At 75.6% G+C, this 14,280-nt stretch carries 13 protein-coding genes; 10 read left to right on the top strand and 3 right to left on the bottom strand.

Features of this window, described 5'->3' with window-relative positions:
* Nucleotides 1-2: 2 nt before the first annotated feature.
* Nucleotides 3-1,031 carry an alpha/beta hydrolase gene (locus ACFOYX_RS09990; protein WP_322441545.1) on the bottom strand — a complete coding sequence of 343 codons (1,029 nt, stop codon included), beginning with the start codon at nucleotides 1,029-1,031 and terminating at the stop codon, nucleotides 3-5.
* A 289-nt stretch (nucleotides 1,032-1,320) separates the two neighbouring features.
* Between ACFOYX_RS09990 and ssb the strand changes: the two genes are divergently transcribed.
* From ssb to ACFOYX_RS09975, 3 genes are all read left to right on the top strand, one after another.
* Nucleotides 1,321-2,088, top strand: a complete 768-nt coding sequence (gene ssb, locus ACFOYX_RS09985) for a single-stranded DNA-binding protein (RefSeq protein WP_322441544.1) — start codon at nucleotides 1,321-1,323, stop codon at nucleotides 2,086-2,088.
* 91 nt (nucleotides 2,089-2,179) lie between these two features.
* Entirely contained in the window at nucleotides 2,180-3,211 is a 1,032-nt protein-coding gene (locus ACFOYX_RS09980) for a cobalamin biosynthesis protein (protein WP_322441543.1), read from the top strand.
* Nucleotides 3,208-4,749, top strand: a complete 1,542-nt coding sequence (locus tag ACFOYX_RS09975; protein WP_322441542.1) for a cobyric acid synthase — start codon at nucleotides 3,208-3,210, stop codon at nucleotides 4,747-4,749. Before ACFOYX_RS09980 ends, ACFOYX_RS09975 begins: the two co-directional genes overlap by 4 nt.
* 134 nt (nucleotides 4,750-4,883) lie before the next feature.
* Here ACFOYX_RS09975 and ACFOYX_RS09970 read toward each other — a convergent pair whose 3' ends face one another.
* On the bottom strand, nucleotides 4,884-5,285 hold the full coding sequence (locus ACFOYX_RS09970) for a rhodanese-like domain-containing protein (RefSeq protein WP_322441598.1): 402 nt from the start codon (nucleotides 5,283-5,285) through the stop codon (nucleotides 4,884-4,886).
* 197 nt (nucleotides 5,286-5,482) lie between these two features.
* Between ACFOYX_RS09970 and ACFOYX_RS09965 the strand changes: the two genes are divergently transcribed.
* The 5 genes from ACFOYX_RS09965 (at nucleotide 5,483) to ACFOYX_RS09945 (ending at nucleotide 11,192) form a co-directional block, all read left to right on the top strand.
* Entirely contained in the window at nucleotides 5,483-6,106 is a 624-nt protein-coding gene (locus ACFOYX_RS09965; protein WP_322441541.1) for a hypothetical protein, read from the top strand.
* Between the two features lie 188 nt (nucleotides 6,107-6,294).
* Entirely contained in the window at nucleotides 6,295-7,647 is a 1,353-nt protein-coding gene (locus tag ACFOYX_RS09960; protein WP_201749434.1) for a dipeptidase, read from the top strand.
* A 74-nt stretch (nucleotides 7,648-7,721) separates the two neighbouring features.
* A complete protein-coding gene (locus ACFOYX_RS09955; RefSeq protein ID WP_377533896.1) occupies nucleotides 7,722-9,164 on the top strand; it encodes an RNA-guided endonuclease InsQ/TnpB family protein in 1,443 nt (480 codons plus the stop codon).
* A 99-nt stretch (nucleotides 9,165-9,263) separates the two neighbouring features.
* Entirely contained in the window at nucleotides 9,264-9,470 is a 207-nt protein-coding gene (locus ACFOYX_RS09950) for a hypothetical protein (protein WP_089012916.1), read from the top strand.
* Nucleotides 9,471-9,599: 129 nt separating this feature from the next.
* Nucleotides 9,600-11,192 (top strand): ATP-dependent DNA ligase, encoded by a 1,593-nt coding sequence (locus tag ACFOYX_RS09945; RefSeq protein ID WP_236647921.1) that lies wholly within the window; start codon nucleotides 9,600-9,602, stop codon nucleotides 11,190-11,192.
* Between the two features lie 16 nt (nucleotides 11,193-11,208).
* On the opposite strand, the gene ACFOYX_RS09940 is transcribed toward ACFOYX_RS09945, so the two are convergent.
* Entirely contained in the window at nucleotides 11,209-12,033 is an 825-nt protein-coding gene (locus tag ACFOYX_RS09940) for an SURF1 family protein (RefSeq protein ID WP_322441539.1), read from the bottom strand.
* 17 nt (nucleotides 12,034-12,050) lie between these two features.
* On the opposite strand from ACFOYX_RS09940, the gene ACFOYX_RS09935 reads away from it, so the two are divergent.
* Complete coding sequence (locus ACFOYX_RS09935) at nucleotides 12,051-13,586, top strand: cobyrinate a,c-diamide synthase (RefSeq protein WP_322441538.1); 1,536 nt, start codon at nucleotides 12,051-12,053, stop codon at nucleotides 13,584-13,586.
* Nucleotides 13,583-14,248 (top strand): GNAT family protein, encoded by a 666-nt coding sequence (locus tag ACFOYX_RS09930; RefSeq protein WP_322441537.1) that lies wholly within the window; start codon nucleotides 13,583-13,585, stop codon nucleotides 14,246-14,248. Before ACFOYX_RS09935 ends, ACFOYX_RS09930 begins: the two co-directional genes overlap by 4 nt.
* Nucleotides 14,249-14,280 lie beyond the last annotated feature (32 nt).

Raw genomic sequence — 14,280 nt, 5'->3', positions numbered from 1 at the left:
GGTCAGCCCTCGGCGGTCGCACCGGCCCGGTCGTCGACCGGCCGCCGGGCCGCCGGCGGCCCGTCCGGCGCCGCCGGGGTCGGGCCGGCGCCGAGGAAGGCCTCCGCCCACCGCCCGGCCTCGGTGAAGACCTTTTTCCGTACGGCGGGGCTGGAGAGCGTCAGGTCGTGCAGCCCGCCGTCGAAGCGGGCCAGCGTGACGTGCCGGCCGAGCCGGGGCGCCCAGCGGACCATGTGCTCCACGTCGAGCACGGCGTCGGCGAGGGTGGCCGACTCGTGCCACTTGGTGCCGCGGAAGCTGCGGGTCGAGCAGGCCAGCAGCACCGGCACCGGGATCTCCAGCCCGGCGCGGAGCTGGCGCTGGGCGGTGCGGATCGCGTTGAGCCACCCGGCCCGGACCGGGAACCCGGCGAGCGGCTTCCAGGCCAGGTCGTAGCTCCACTCGCCGCGGTGGTCGGCGTGCAGGCTCTCGCCGTACACGGTGCCGAGCCCGAACGGGAGGATGCGGTGCGGCGCCCTGCGGCCCAGGCGGGAGACGGCGGCCGCGAGGGGCCGACGGACCAGCCAGGGCGCGTTGATGTCGAAGAAGGGGCTGTTCAGGAAGAGGCCGTCGACCAGGCCGTCCGCGCGGCGGGCGTGCGCCCACAGCGAGATGATCAGGCCGCCGGTGGAGTGGCCCATGGCGAGCAGGGTTTCGTGCCCGTCGTCCTCGCGGATGATCTTCGCGGCGGCGTCCAGCTCGGGGAAGTACTCGCTCAGGTCCTGGCAGAAGTTCGGGGTCTGGTGCGGCAGCAGGCTGCGGCCGTACTTTCGCAGGTCGAGGGCGTAGAAGTCCCAGCCGCGCTCGGCGAAGAAGTCGGCGATGTGGGTCTGGAAGAAGTAGTCGACGAAGCCGTGCACGTAGAGCACCGCCCGCCCGGTCGGGCGGTCGGCCCGGCGGCGGATCAGGGTCGCGACGACCGGCCCCTCGTCGTCGGTGCCCAGGTCGATCGTCTGCCGCTCGTACGGCGGTCCCAGCACGTCCGGTTCCACGATGGCGACGGTACGCCGCGAAGCTACCCGGCGGTAGCCCCCGGGCCGTCCGGCGGCGCCGCGCGGACGGGGCGGGGTGGTCTCAGACGGTCTCCGCCCGGCCCCGGCGCGGGTCGGCGGCGGGAGTCGGTCGGCCCTAGCAGACCCGACCTTGATCAGGCCGTTGTCCACAGCCGGCCGCGTCGTCCACAGCCCCAGCCGGTGGGGGTGACGGTGGCGAGTCCGCTGGCCCAGGCTCGGCGTCGAGTCGACTCGCCACGGCAAGCCCCGAATCTCCCCTGGAGGGACGATGTTCGATACGTACGTCACCATCGTCGGCAACGTGCTGACCGCGCCCGAGTGGCGCCGTACCACCCAGAGCAAGACTCTGGTGGCCAACTTCAAGGTCGCCTCGACGGCTCGTCGGCTCGACCGGGACAGCGGCCGCTGGGTCGACGGCAACAGCCTGCGGGTCCGGGTCAACTGCTGGCGCAAGCTGGCCGAGGGGGTGGCCGCCTCGGTGATGGTCGGCGACCCGGTGGTCGTCGCCGGCCGGCTCTACACCCGCGACTGGACCGACGACGCCGGCAACCACCGCACCCTCTACGAGCTGGAGGCCGTCGCGGTCGGGCACGACCTGTCCCGCGGTCGGGGCCGGTTCCTGCGCAACCGGCCCAGCGTGACCACCAGCACGGTGGAGGACGCCGAGGCGGAGCGGCGGGTGCACGGCGAGGCCGCCGAGCCGGTGCCGTCCGCACAGGCGCCGGCCTCCCTCGACGACCGGCCGTTCGACGATGAGGTCGAGCTGCCTGGGTTCACCGCCGCGCAGGCCGGGCCCGGCCTGCCCGACCTGGACCTGGACGGCCCCGCTGGCGGGGAGTTCGGCGCGGTGACCGACCCGTTCGACGACCGGGCGGACGGCGCCGGGGCCGACGACGAGGACGCCGACGAGCTGGCCGCTGAGCCCGACGACGCCGGGCCGCCCGACGAGCTGGACCCGGTCGTGGACGACACCGCGACCGTCGGCCCGACCGGTCGGGGCCGGCGGGGTCGGGGGCGTACGCCGGTGCCCGCCTGAACCCTGGGGTCGTGCACGGGAGAGCGGGGTGGCGACGCGAGGGTGGTCACCCCGCCGTACGGCTAGGCTGACCGGCCGGAGGTGGTGACGGGTGCGGCAGGCGATCGCGACGGCGAACGCGGCAGGACTGGTGGCGGGCTACGCCCTGGACTCGCTCCTCGGCGATCCCCGTCGCGGGCATCCGGTGGCCGGCTTCGGCCGGGCGGCCGGCGCGCTGGAGCAGCGGCTCTACCGGCCGGACCGGGCGGCCGGGGCGGCCTTCACCGCGCTGGCCGTGGGCGCCCCGGTGCTGCTCGGCGTCGCGGCCACCCTGGCCACCCGGCGGCACCCGGTGGCGCGGGCGGCGCTGGTGGCCGCCGGCACCTGGACGGTCCTGGGCGGCCGCACCCTGCGTCAGGAGTCGCGGGTGATGGGCCGGGCGCTGCGCCGGGGCGACCTGCCCGCCGCCCGCCGCCGGCTCGGCCACCTCTGCGGCCGGGATCCGTCCACACTGGACGAGTCGGAACTGGCCCGGGCCACCGTCGAATCGGTCGCCGAGAACACCTCCGACGCGGTCGTCGCGCCCCTGGTCTGGGGCGCGGTCGCCGGGCTGCCCGGCCTGCTCGGCTACCGCGCGGCGAACACGCTCGACGCCATGGTGGGGCACCGCTCGCCCCGCTACGCCCGGTTCGGCACTCCGGCCGCCCGCCTGGACGACCTGCTCAACCTGGTGCCCGCCCGGCTGACCGGGCTGCTCACCATCGCCGTCGCGCCAACCGTGCACGGCGACCCTGGCCGGGCCTGGCAGGTCTGGCGGCGGGACCGCAACGACCATCCGAGCCCGAACGCCGGCCAGTGCGAGGCGGCCATGGCCGGCGCGCTCGGCGTCCGGCTGGGCGGGCGCAACGTCTACTTCGGCCGGTCCGAGGTGCGCCCGTACCTCGGCGACGGCCCCCGTCCCGAGGCGCGGCACCTCAAACGGGCCGCCCGGATCTCCGGCGCGGTCGGGTTGGCCGCGCTCGGGATCGCGGCGGCCTATCCGCTCGCGGCGGGTCGGCTGGTCGGCGCGGTCGGGCGGTCCGCGCTGCACGCCGTGCGGGGCGGCGTGGGCCGGGCCGGGGCCACGCGGGAGAGCGGACGGTGAGCGGCGGGCTGCTGGTCGCCGGGACCACCTCGGACGCCGGCAAGAGCGTGCTCACGGCCGGCATCTGCCGGTGGCTGCACCGGCAGGGCGTGAAGGTCGCGCCGTTCAAGGCGCAGAACATGTCCAACAACTCGGCGGTGGTGGTCGGTCCGGACGGGCGCGGCGGCGAGATCGGCCGCGCCCAGGCGATGCAGGCCGCCGCCTGCGGCCTCGCCCCGGACCTGCGATTCAACCCGGTGCTGCTCAAGCCCGGCAGCGACCACGCCAGCCAGGTGGTGCTGCTCGGCGAGGCCGTCGACACGGTCACCGCCGGCAACTATCGGGAACTGCGTCCCCGGCTCGCCGGGACCGCCTTCGCCGCGCTCGCCGAACTGCGGGCGGCGTACGACGTGGTGATCTGCGAGGGAGCCGGCAGCCCGGCGGAGGTCAACCTGCGGGCCGGCGACTACGTCAACATGGGGCTCGCCCGGCACGCCGGACTGCCCACCATCGTGGTCGGGGACATCGACCGGGGTGGCGTCTTCGCCTCGATGTTCGGCACGGTGGCCCTGCTCGATCCGGCCGACCAGGCGCTGATCGCCGGCTTCGTGATCAACAAGTTCCGCGGCGACCTCGGGCTGCTCCAGCCGGGGCTGGACATGCTGCACCGGGTCACCGGTCGGCCGACGTACGGGGTGCTCCCCTGGGAGCTGGACCTCTGGCTGGACGCCGAGGACTCGCTCGCCTACGGCCGGGTGCTCGGACGACCGGGCGCTCCGTACGGCACGGACTGGCTGGACGTGGCCGTCATCCGGCTGCCCCGGATCAGCAACGCCACCGACGTCGAGGCGCTCGCCACCGAGCCCGGCGTCCGGGTCCGGCTGACCGTCGAGCCCGCCGAGCTGGCCGCCGCCGACCTGGTCGTGCTCCCCGGCTCCAAGTCCACCGTGGCCGACCTGGCCTGGCTGCGCGAGACCGGGCTGGCCGACGCGGTGCTGGCGCACGCCGCCGCCGGCAAGCCGCTGCTCGGCATCTGCGGCGGCTTCCAGATGCTCGCCCGGGCCATCCACGACCCGGTCGAGAGCCGTCAGGGCAGCGTCCCCGGGCTGGGCCTGCTGCCCATCGAGATCACCTTCGACCCGCGCAAGACCGTCCGCCAGTCCACCGGCACCGCCGCCGGCGACGTCCCGGTCCGCGGCTACGAGATCCACCACGGGTACGTCTCCGCCACCGAGCCGGCCCTGCCCCCGCTGCTCCACCACGCCGACGGCAGCGCCGAGGGGGCGCTCGTCGGCGCGGTGCACGGCACCCACTGGCACGGTGCCTTCGAGTCCGACGGGTTCCGTCGCCGCTTCCTCACCGAGGTGGCCCGGCTCGCCGGGCGCACCGGCTTTCGGGTCGCCCCGGACACCGCGTTCGCCGCCGCCCGGGAACGAACCCTGGACCTGCTCGGCGACCTCGTCGAGGAGCACCTGGACACCGCGGCCCTCTGGCGCCTGATCGAGTCCGGCGCGCCCGCCGGCCTCCCCTTCATCCCGCCCGGCGCCCCACCCGCCTGACCACCGCCCACGCCCGATGCGGAACGGGGTGCGCGTTCACCAGGTCGGGGACATGGGGCTGTCCGACGCCGGCCGATCCCGCCAGGTCCGCGACGTGTCGATCACGGCGCCGGATCGCGCGGCCGCGCCGGTGATCAGTAGCGGACGTCGGCGGGGCGGTCCGACATCGGCAGCCCCGCCTCCCGCCAGGCCTGCACGCCGCCGATCATGTCCGTGGCCCGGCGCAGCCCGACGGCCTGGAGGCTGGCGGCGGTGAGGCTGGAGCTGTAGCCCTCCCGGCACACCACCACGATCTCCCGGTCGTAACCGGTGGCCTCGGGGATCCGCCACGCGCTCGCCGGATCGAGCCGCCACTCCAGCACGGCCCGGTCGATCACGATCGCCCCGGGCAGTTCGCCCTGCTCCCGGCGCTGCGTCTCGGTACGCGTGTCGACCAGCAGTGCGCCCGCGCGGACCGCCTCGACGGTCTCCTGCGGGGTGAGCCGGTTCAGTCCGGCCCGGGCCTGTTCCAGCAGGGCGTCGATGCCCGGACTCATCACGTCATGCAGCACCTCCCGATCATGCCGGTGGCGTCGCCGCTCCACCCGGCGAACGGCCCCGCCGGCCCGCAGGTTCCAGCGGACGGGGGACCACCGGCCACCGCGGGCGACGACCGGGCAGTCGGCGGGCCGGCGGTGACGAAGGCCGGGGGGAGCGGCGGTCGGCGACGCCGGCGGGCGCTAGCGTCGGGCGGGTGACGGTGGCGGTGGTCGAGGCGTACGCCGAACTGGCCCGGCGGGTGCTCGCCCGACCGGCGCGGTTGGGGCGTACCCGGATGGTGGCCGTCGACGGGCCGAGCGGCGCGGGGAAGAGCATCTTCGCGGCGCGGCTCGCGGACGCCCTCGCCGCGCTGTCCGGCGGCGGGCGGCCACCCGTGGTGCGTACCGACGACCTGCTGGACGGCTGGGACGACCAGCTCACCTTCTGGCCGCGCCTGGAGGAGTGGGTGCTCGCGCCGCTGCGGGCCGGGCGGCCGGGGGCGTACCGGCGGTACAGCTGGGTGCGGCGCCGCTTCCTGCCCCGGGAGGTGCCGGTGCCGGTCGGTCCGGTGCTGGTGGTGGAGGGGGTCAGCGTGGCGCGCGCGGCGGTGCGGCCGGAGCTGACCCTGTCGGTCTTCGTCACCGCGCCGGCGTCGCTGCGGCTGTCCCGCGCGCTCACCCGGGACGGGTCGGAGATCCTGCCCGAGTTGCGGCGCTGGCACGCCGGCGAGCGGGCGCACTTCGCGGCCGACGGCACCGAGGCGGCGGTCGACCTGGTGGTCGACGGCGCGCCCGGTCTTCCGCACGACGCCACCCACTACTACGTCCGCCGCCCCTGACCGGCCCGCGCCGGCGGCCGCGGGCGGAGCGGGATCCGCGTCCGGGCAGGAGCGGTCTCCACGCCCCGGGAGGCCACCCTCGGCCGGGGAACCGCTGATCGTGCGGGCGGTCAGGCACCGGGCGGGGCGGGCTCGGGAGAGCCGCGGGGTAAGGCCGTCATACGATGCCGGTCATGACCACACCGATCATGTCCGAGTCCGAGCTGCGGGCCGCCGTCGAGCGTGAACTGCCCGGAGTCCGTGCCGACCTCGAACGTCTCGTCCGCATCCCGGGCATCGCCTTCGAGGGCTTCGACCACTCGCACGTGGAGCGATCGGCCGAGGCGGTGGCCGAGCTGCTGCGCGGCTGCGACCTCGATGTCAAGATCGTGCGCTCCGGCGGCCAGCCGGCCGTGATCGGCAAGAAGCCGGCCCCGCCTGGCGCGCCCACCGTGCTGCTCTACGCCCACCACGACGTCCAGCCGGTCGGCGACCGGGCGCTGTGGGAGTCCGACCCGTTCGAGCCGGTCGAGCGGGACGGCCGCCTCTACGGTCGCGGTGCCGCCGACGACAAGGCCGGCATCATGGCGCACGTGGCCGCGCTGCGCGCGTTCGGCGACCGCCTCCCGGTCGGCGTGGTCCTCTTCATCGAGGGTGAGGAGGAGTACGGCTCCGACTCGCTGGAGCAGCTGCTCGCCGAGCACCGCGACGAAATCGCCTCGGACGTGATCGTGATCGCCGACTCGGGCAACTGGGACATCGGCGTGCCGGCGCTGACCACCTCGCTGCGCGGCATCGTCAACTGCTTCGTCGAGGTCCGCACCCTGGAGCACGCGGTGCACAGCGGGATGTTCGGCGGCGCCGTGCCGGACGCGCTGACCGCGCTGGTCCGGCTGCTGGCCACCCTGCACGACGACGCCGGGGACGTGGCCGTCGAGGGGCTGGTCGGCCGGGAGGGCGCCAGCGTCGACTACCCGGAGGACCGGATCCGCGCCGAGTCCGGCCTGGCCGAGGGTGTGCGGTTCATCGGCACCGGCCGGATCACCGACCGGCTCTGGACCAAGCCGGCCCTCGCGGTGCTCGGCATCGACGCCCCCGCCACCGGCGAGGCGCCGAACGCGCTGGTCCCGTCCGCGAAGGCCAAGCTGAGCGTGCGGCTGGCGCCGGGCGACGACCCGAAGAAGGCGTACGCGGCGCTCCGCGCCCACCTGGAGGAGCATGCCCCGTGGGGGGCGCGGGTGACGGTGACCTTCGAGCACGACGGCGACCCCTGCGTCATCGACGCCACCGGGCCGATGTTCGACGCCGCCCGTTCGGCCTTCCGGGGCGCCTGGGACGGCACGGACCCGGTGGACATCGGCGTCGGCGGGTCGATCCCGTTCATCGCCACCTTCCAGGAGATGTTCCCGCAGGCGGCGATCCTGGTGACCGGGGTGGAGGACCCGCACGCCCGGGCGCACGGGCCGAACGAGAGCTTGCACCTGGGCGAGTTCGCCCGGGTCTGCCTGGCCGAGGCGTTGCTGCTGGCGAAGGTCGCCGAGGCGGGCACGAGCCGGAGCTAGTGCTCTGACCACAAACGTTGGCCGGGTTGGTCGGGTTGGGGAATTCGTCGTAGGGGTGGTGTTGGCTTCGGTTCGTGCCTCGTCGTCGGGATCCGGCCCTGCCGCGGGTCGTTCATCGCACCGCGCGTGTCGCTTTGCGGGTGACGGCCGGGCAGCGGCGGCGGTGTTTCGGGCTGCTGCGCTCGGCCGGTGATGTGTGGGCGTGTGTGTTGGAGGTCAACGCGTGGCGGCGCCAGCGCCGGGGCGCGCCGCTGGTGGGCTATCAGCAGTTGTGTCGGGAGCTGTCCGGGTCGGGGCCGGGCACGTTCGCCGAACTGGACTCCGTCGGTGCGCGGTCGGTGTTGCGCCGGTTCTCGGATGCGTGGTTCGCGGCGGCGAAACGCCGCAGCGCTGGTGACCTGTCGGCCCGGTTTCCGCGTCGGCGGCGGGGGTTGGTGCCGGTGCGTTGGTATCACGGCACGTTCACCCTCGACGGACTTCGGGTGCGGATCCCGACCGCCAGAGGCACTGCGCCGTTGTGGGTGCGCCTGGCGCGGGAGGTGCCGTATCCGGCGGAGCAGGTCCGGTCGGTCACGCTGCTGTGTGAGGGCGGTCGGCTGTTCCTCGACGTGACCGCCGAGGTGCCGGTGGCGGTCTACCCGCCTGGTGAACAACCGGACCCCGGCCGGGTGGCCGGGGTGGATCTGGGGATCATCCACCCGTACGCGGTGGCCGGCCCGAGCGGGGAGGGGTTGTTGGTGTCGGGGCGGGCGATCCGCGCCGAGCACCGCATGCACCTGGCCGACACCAAGGCCCGCCGCCGTGCCGTGGCCCGGCGGGCGCCGAAACCGGGTGAGAAGGGATCCCGGCGGTGGCGGCAGTACCGGCGTCGGGCCCGCCTGGTGGAGGGCCGGCACCGGCGCCGAGTGCGTCAGGCCCAGCACGAGGCCGCCCGTGGCGTCGTGTCCTGGGCGGTGGGTCAGCGGGTGGGTGTGCTGCACGTCGGTGACCCGCGCGGGGTGCTCGACATGGCGGCGGGGCGGCGGCACCACCTGCGGTTGCGGCAGTGGCAGATCGGCCGGCTCCTGCAGGTCCTCACCGACAAGGCCACCCTCGCCGGGATCACCGTACGGCTGGTCGACGAGCGCGGCACGTCGTCCACCTGCCCCGCCCGCCGAAGGCGGGTACCGAAACCCCGCGGCCGGACCCTGTCCTGCCCGCACTGCGCGTTCTCCGGGCACCGCGACCTCGTCGCGGCGGCCAGCATCGCCACCCGTATCCCGGGCGGCGGATCCACCACCCCGGCAGCGGTTGTGCTGCCGGAGGTGGTCACGCACCGTCGAGCCGGCCGGCACCTGCCCGGTGCCGGCCGGTCCCGGCGTGACCCCCGCCGCCCACCACGGGTGGCGCGAGGATCAGTTGGCCTGCGGAGGCCCGCCCCACCAACCGGTGGGGAGTCGCTCGCCCAACAGGCGAGGATCCACAACACCCACCGCAAGGTCGATGTCGAGCCCGGCGTCGGCCGCCGAACCCGGTGAACGTTGGTGGACACCGCACTAGGCGTCGGAACCGTAACTTCGGGGCCGATGTCGGAGTTTGGGGTGTGTCGGACGCAGGGGTGTTATAGCCTTTCGAACATGCGTACGAACGACGAGATGGCGCGGCTCCAGGCCGCCGTGAGTGCTCTGGGGGACGTCGACGTCTCCGCGTGGCCCGAGGACACGCTCAAGGATCAGCTCGGTGAGCTCTCGGCCGCGCTGGTCGCACTCGACACGCTGCTCACCCGGGTCGCCGAGGAAGTGCGCGGGCGTGGCCTGCGAATCGAGGAGCCCGTCTCGGCCTGACCGGGGCCGGGCTCCTCGTCGCGCCCGGCCGGTCACGACGGGGGTGGCTTGCTCATGAGCCGGGCCAGGTGGCGCGCGGGATCCGTCGCCCGGCCGGGATCCGCCGCGGCGTCGGGGCTGGCTGGCAGGATGGGATCCGTGCGGTTCCTCGACCTGGCGGCCACCTCCGCCGCGGTGGGCGCCACCAGTGGCCGGCGGGCCAAGGTGGAGCTGCTGGCCGCCGCGCTCCGGGCGCTCGACCCGCCCGAGGTGCCGGCCGGTTCCGGCTATCTCGCCGGCGAGCTGCGCCAACGGCAGACCGGGGTGGGCTGGGCCAGCCTGCGTGACCTGCCGCCGCCGGCCGCCGAGCCCACGCTGACCGTGGCCGGGGTCGACGCGGCGATCGACGAGATCGCGGCGCTCCGGGGCGCCGGTTCGCAGGCTCGTCGCCGGGAGCTGGTGGGCCGGCTCTTCGCCGCGGCCACCGCCGACGAGCAGCGGATGCTGGTCGGCCTGTTCAGCGGTGAGCTGCGGCAGGGCGCCCAGGCCGGGCTGCTCGCCGACGCGATCGCCCGGGCCGCCGAGGTGCCCCTGCCGGCCGTGCGCCGGGCGTTGCTGCTCGCCGGCGACCTGCGGGCCGTCGCGGTGGCCGCGCTCTCCGGCGGCGCGACCGCGCTGGCCGGCTTCGGGCTCCAGGTCGGCCGCCCGCTCGCCCCGATGCTGGCGCAGAGCGCCCCCTCGGTGGACGAGGCGCTCACCGCGACCGGCGTCCCGGCGGTGGTCGACGTCAAGCTGGACGGTATCCGGATCCAGGTGCACCGGTCCGGCCAGGACATCGCCGTCTTCACCCGCAGCCTGGACGAGATCACCGCCCGGTTGCCCGAGGTGGTCGCCGCGGTGCGCGCGCTGCCCGCCCGGGAGCTGGTCCTCGACGGCGAGGCGATCGGGCTGGACGCCACCGGCCGTCCGCTGCCCTTCCAGGAGACCTCCAGCCGGGCCGCCCGCCGCACCACGCCGAGCACCACCGGTGGCAGTGCGGTCGCCCCGGCCGTGCTGGCCGCCGCCGAGACCACCGGCGAGGCCGTGCTGACGCCGTACTTCTTCGACCTGCTGCACCTCGACGGCGCGGATCTGATCGACCTGCCGGGCCGGGAGCGGTGGGCCGCGCTGGCCGGCGCGGTGGACCCGAGCCTGCTGGTCGGCCGGATGGAGGTGGACGGGCCGGAGCAGGCCGGGGAGGCGTTCGCCGCGGCGCTCGACGCCGGTCAGGAGGGGGTGGTGGTCAAGGACCCGGCGGCCCCCTACGACGCGGGTCGGCGCGGGTCGGCGTGGGTGAAGGTCAAGCCCCGGCACACCCTCGACCTGGTGGTGCTGGCGGTGGAGTGGGGGAGCGGGCGGCGGCAGGGCTGGCTGTCCAACCTGCACCTGGGCGCCCGGGATCCGCGCACCGGCGAGTTCGTGATGCTCGGCAAGACGTTCAAGGGGCTCACCGACGAACTGCTGCGCTGGCAGACCGAGCGGTTCCTCGGCCTGGCGGTGGAGAAGGGCGACTGGGTGGTCCGGGTGCGGCCCGAGCAGGTCGTCGAGATCGCGTTCGACGGGGTGCAGACCAGCAGTCGTTATCCCGGCGGGATGGCGCTGCGGTTCGCCCGCGTGGTGCGTTACCGGGACGACAAGACCGCGGCGGAGGCCGACACCATCGACGCGGTCCGGGCCATCCACGCCGGCCGGATGACCGGCTGACCGGGAGCCCGCCCGGTCAGACCGGGGCGCTCGGCGCCGGTTCGGCCGCCCGGTCGACCGGCGGGCGGGGCTTGTCCAGCCCGGCCCTGCGGCGCGCCTCCCGGCGGGCCACCCAGCCGTAGCCGACGAGGCTCATGCCGGCGAAGAGCCACCACTGCACCACGTAGCCGAAGTTCTGCCAGTTGTTGGTGTGCCCGATCGGCACCGCCTGGAAGGCCGGATCGGCGGCCGGGGTCTGCTGGTCGAGCAGCAGGTAGCCGCCGTAGATCGGGTAGGGCAGCTGCCGGGCGAGCCGGCTGACGCCGATCCGCCGGGTCTCCAGCTTGCCGTCGCGCCGGTCCACCGTGCCCGCGCCGCTCTCGCCGGCCAGCACCCGGCCGCTGACGGTGACCTCGCCGGGGGGCGCGGCCGGCACCTGCGGCTGGGTGGTGGCGCCGGCGCCGGGGGCCGGCGGGATCCAGCCGCGGTCCACCAGCACGGCCGTGCCGTCGGCGAGCACCAGCGGGGTGAGCACCTCGAAGCCGACCGTGCTGTCGAGCGTCCGGCCGCGGACCAGGACCACGTTCGCGGGGTCGTACCGGCCGGTGGCGGTGGCCCGGGTCCAGGTGACCCGGTCGGCGGGGGCGGGACCGGTGGTGCCGGGTCCCCCGGTCGGGGCGGGCATCGCGTCGCGCAGCGGCGCGGGGGACATGGTCGCGCCGGCGTCGATCCGCTCGTTGATCGCCGTACGTCCCTGGTAGCGGTCCAGCTGCCAGTTGCCGAGGAACACCATCACCGCGGCGGCGACCAGGGTCAGCGCGAGACAGCCCAGCCAGCGCGGGGTCAGCAGGAACCGGTACACGCATCGAGGCTACCCGTATGAGCGGGGCCACTGAGCTGCGCGGCCCCGAACCGGCCGGTCGGCGGCAGCCAGCCGTCGGCTCGGCCGGGTATGGTCACGCGGGCGGACCGCGCGACCGGTCCGCCGCCGCGCACCACCCCCACCACGTACGTCCCGTCGCCTGCGAGGAGTCGATGATGACCGTCGTGCCGCGCGTCCTGTTGAGCGCGCCCTCCTCGGGGCACGGCACCGGCGCCCTCACCCTCGGGCTGCTCGCCGCCCTGGCCGAGCGGGGGCTCGACGTGGCCGGTTTCAAGATCGGGCCGGACCAGATCGACGCGGCGTACCTGGGGCTGGCCGCTGGCCGCCCGGGGCGCAACCTGGACCCGCGGCTGGTCGGCCCGGAGCGGATCGCCCCGCTCTTCGCGCACGGGTCCGCGGGGGCCGGGCTCGCCGTCGTGCAGGGCACCATGGGGCTATACGACTCGGTCGCCGGGCGGCCGGAGGCCGAGTCCACCGCGGCGGTCGCCGCCGCGCTGCGCAGCCCGGTCGTGCTGATGGTGGACGTGGCCGCGATGGGGCAGTCGGTGGCCGCCCTGGTGCACGGCTTCCGGGCGTACGACGAGCAGCTCTGGCTCGGCGGCGTGGTCCTCAACCGGGTGGCCTCGCCCCGGCACGAGGCGATGCTCCGCGAGGCCCTCGACGACATCGGCGTGCCGGTCTACGGCGCGCTGCGCCGGCACGAGCTGCCGCCGGTGCTGCCCGCCCGCCGGCACGGCCTGGTCCCCGCGATCGCGCGGGACGCCGAGGCGGTCCGCGCGGTGCGCCGGCTGGGCGAGGCGGTGGCCGCCACGGTCGACCTGGACCGGCTGCTGGTGCTGGCCCGTTCGGCGCCGGCGCTGACCGTCGACCCCTGGTCGCCGGAGCCGGCGGCGGGGGCGCCGGGTGGGGCGCGTCCGGTGGTCGCGCTGGCCGGTGGCCCGGGCGGCAGCTACAGCCACCCGGAGACGGCGGAGCTGCTCCGCGCCGCCGGGGCCGAGGTGGTCACCTTCGACCCGCTGCGCGACGAGGCCCTGCCCGCGGGCACCCGCGCGCTGGTCGTCGGCGGCGGGCTTCCCGAGTCGTACGCGGACGAGCTGTCGGCCAACCGCCGGCTCTGCATCGCCGTGGCCGAGCTGGCCCGCACCGGCCGCCCGGTGATCGCCGAGGGCGCCGGCCTGCTGTGGCTGGCCCGGGAGCTGGACGGGCTGCCGATGTGCGGGGTGCTCGACGCGATCGGCGCGAGCCGGGACGGCCTGGTGATCGGCTACCGGGAGGCGACCGCCCGGACGGACAGCGTGGTGGCCGCCGCGGGCACGGTGGTGGTGGGGCACAAGCAGCACAGCGCGGTGCTCACCCCGCGGGCCGGCGAGCGCCCGGCGTGGAGCTGGGACGGCGGCGCGCCGGAGGGCTTCGTCTGGCGGGGCGTGCACGCCTCGCAGCTCGTCCCGCACTGGGCCGCGTACCCGGAGATCGCCGCGCGCCTGGTGGCCGCTGCGGCGGTGGAGCCCGCGACCGCGGAGGCCCCGGCGTGATCGGACAGGTGGCCGTACGCCGCTTCCCGGCCCTGACGGTCTCCACCCCGCGCACCGAGGTCCGGCAGCTCACCGCGGCCGACGCCGAGGCGGTCGACGAGATCTTCGCGGACCGGCAGACCCAGCGCTGGCTGCCGCTGGCGGACGCCGTCGGGCAGATCGAGGGGCGGGCCTGGTGCACGGAGCTGGCCCGGCAGCGCCGGGACAGCGGCGACGGCGACCACTACGGGGTGCTCCGCCGGGAGGACCAGCGGGTCGTCGGTTGCCTGTGGACCCGCCGCACCGACTGGGGTGCCCGGTTGACCGAGGTGTCCTACGCGGTCGCGCCGCACGCCCGCGGCTACGGGCTGGCCGCCGAGGCGGTGGACGCGCTGGCCATCGCGTTGATTCTGGAGCACGGCTTCCAGCGGGTCGAGCTGCGGGTGGCGCCGGGGAACATCGCGTCCCGGCGGGTCGCCGAGAAGGCCGGATTCAGCTACGAGGGCCTGCTGCGCAACGCCGGCTTCGTCCGCGGCGCCCGCGTCGACCTGGAACTCTGGTCCTTCGTAGCCGCCGACCTCCGCTGGCCCCCCACCCCCGCCGGCCCCCCACGCCGCAGAGTCGATCAAGAGGTTTGCGTCGGGGATCCCGGGGATCCGGACGCAAACCTCTTGATCAACTAACCCGGGCGCACCCCCGGGCGGTCCGGTGGTGG

It is taken from the genome of Micromonospora sp. GCM10011541, assembly GCF_042650725.1.
Classification (GTDB): domain Bacteria; phylum Actinomycetota; class Actinomycetes; order Mycobacteriales; family Micromonosporaceae; genus Micromonospora; species Micromonospora sicca.
Note: the sequence above shows the minus strand (reverse complement) of the source record. Positions and strands in the feature narration are given on the sequence as shown.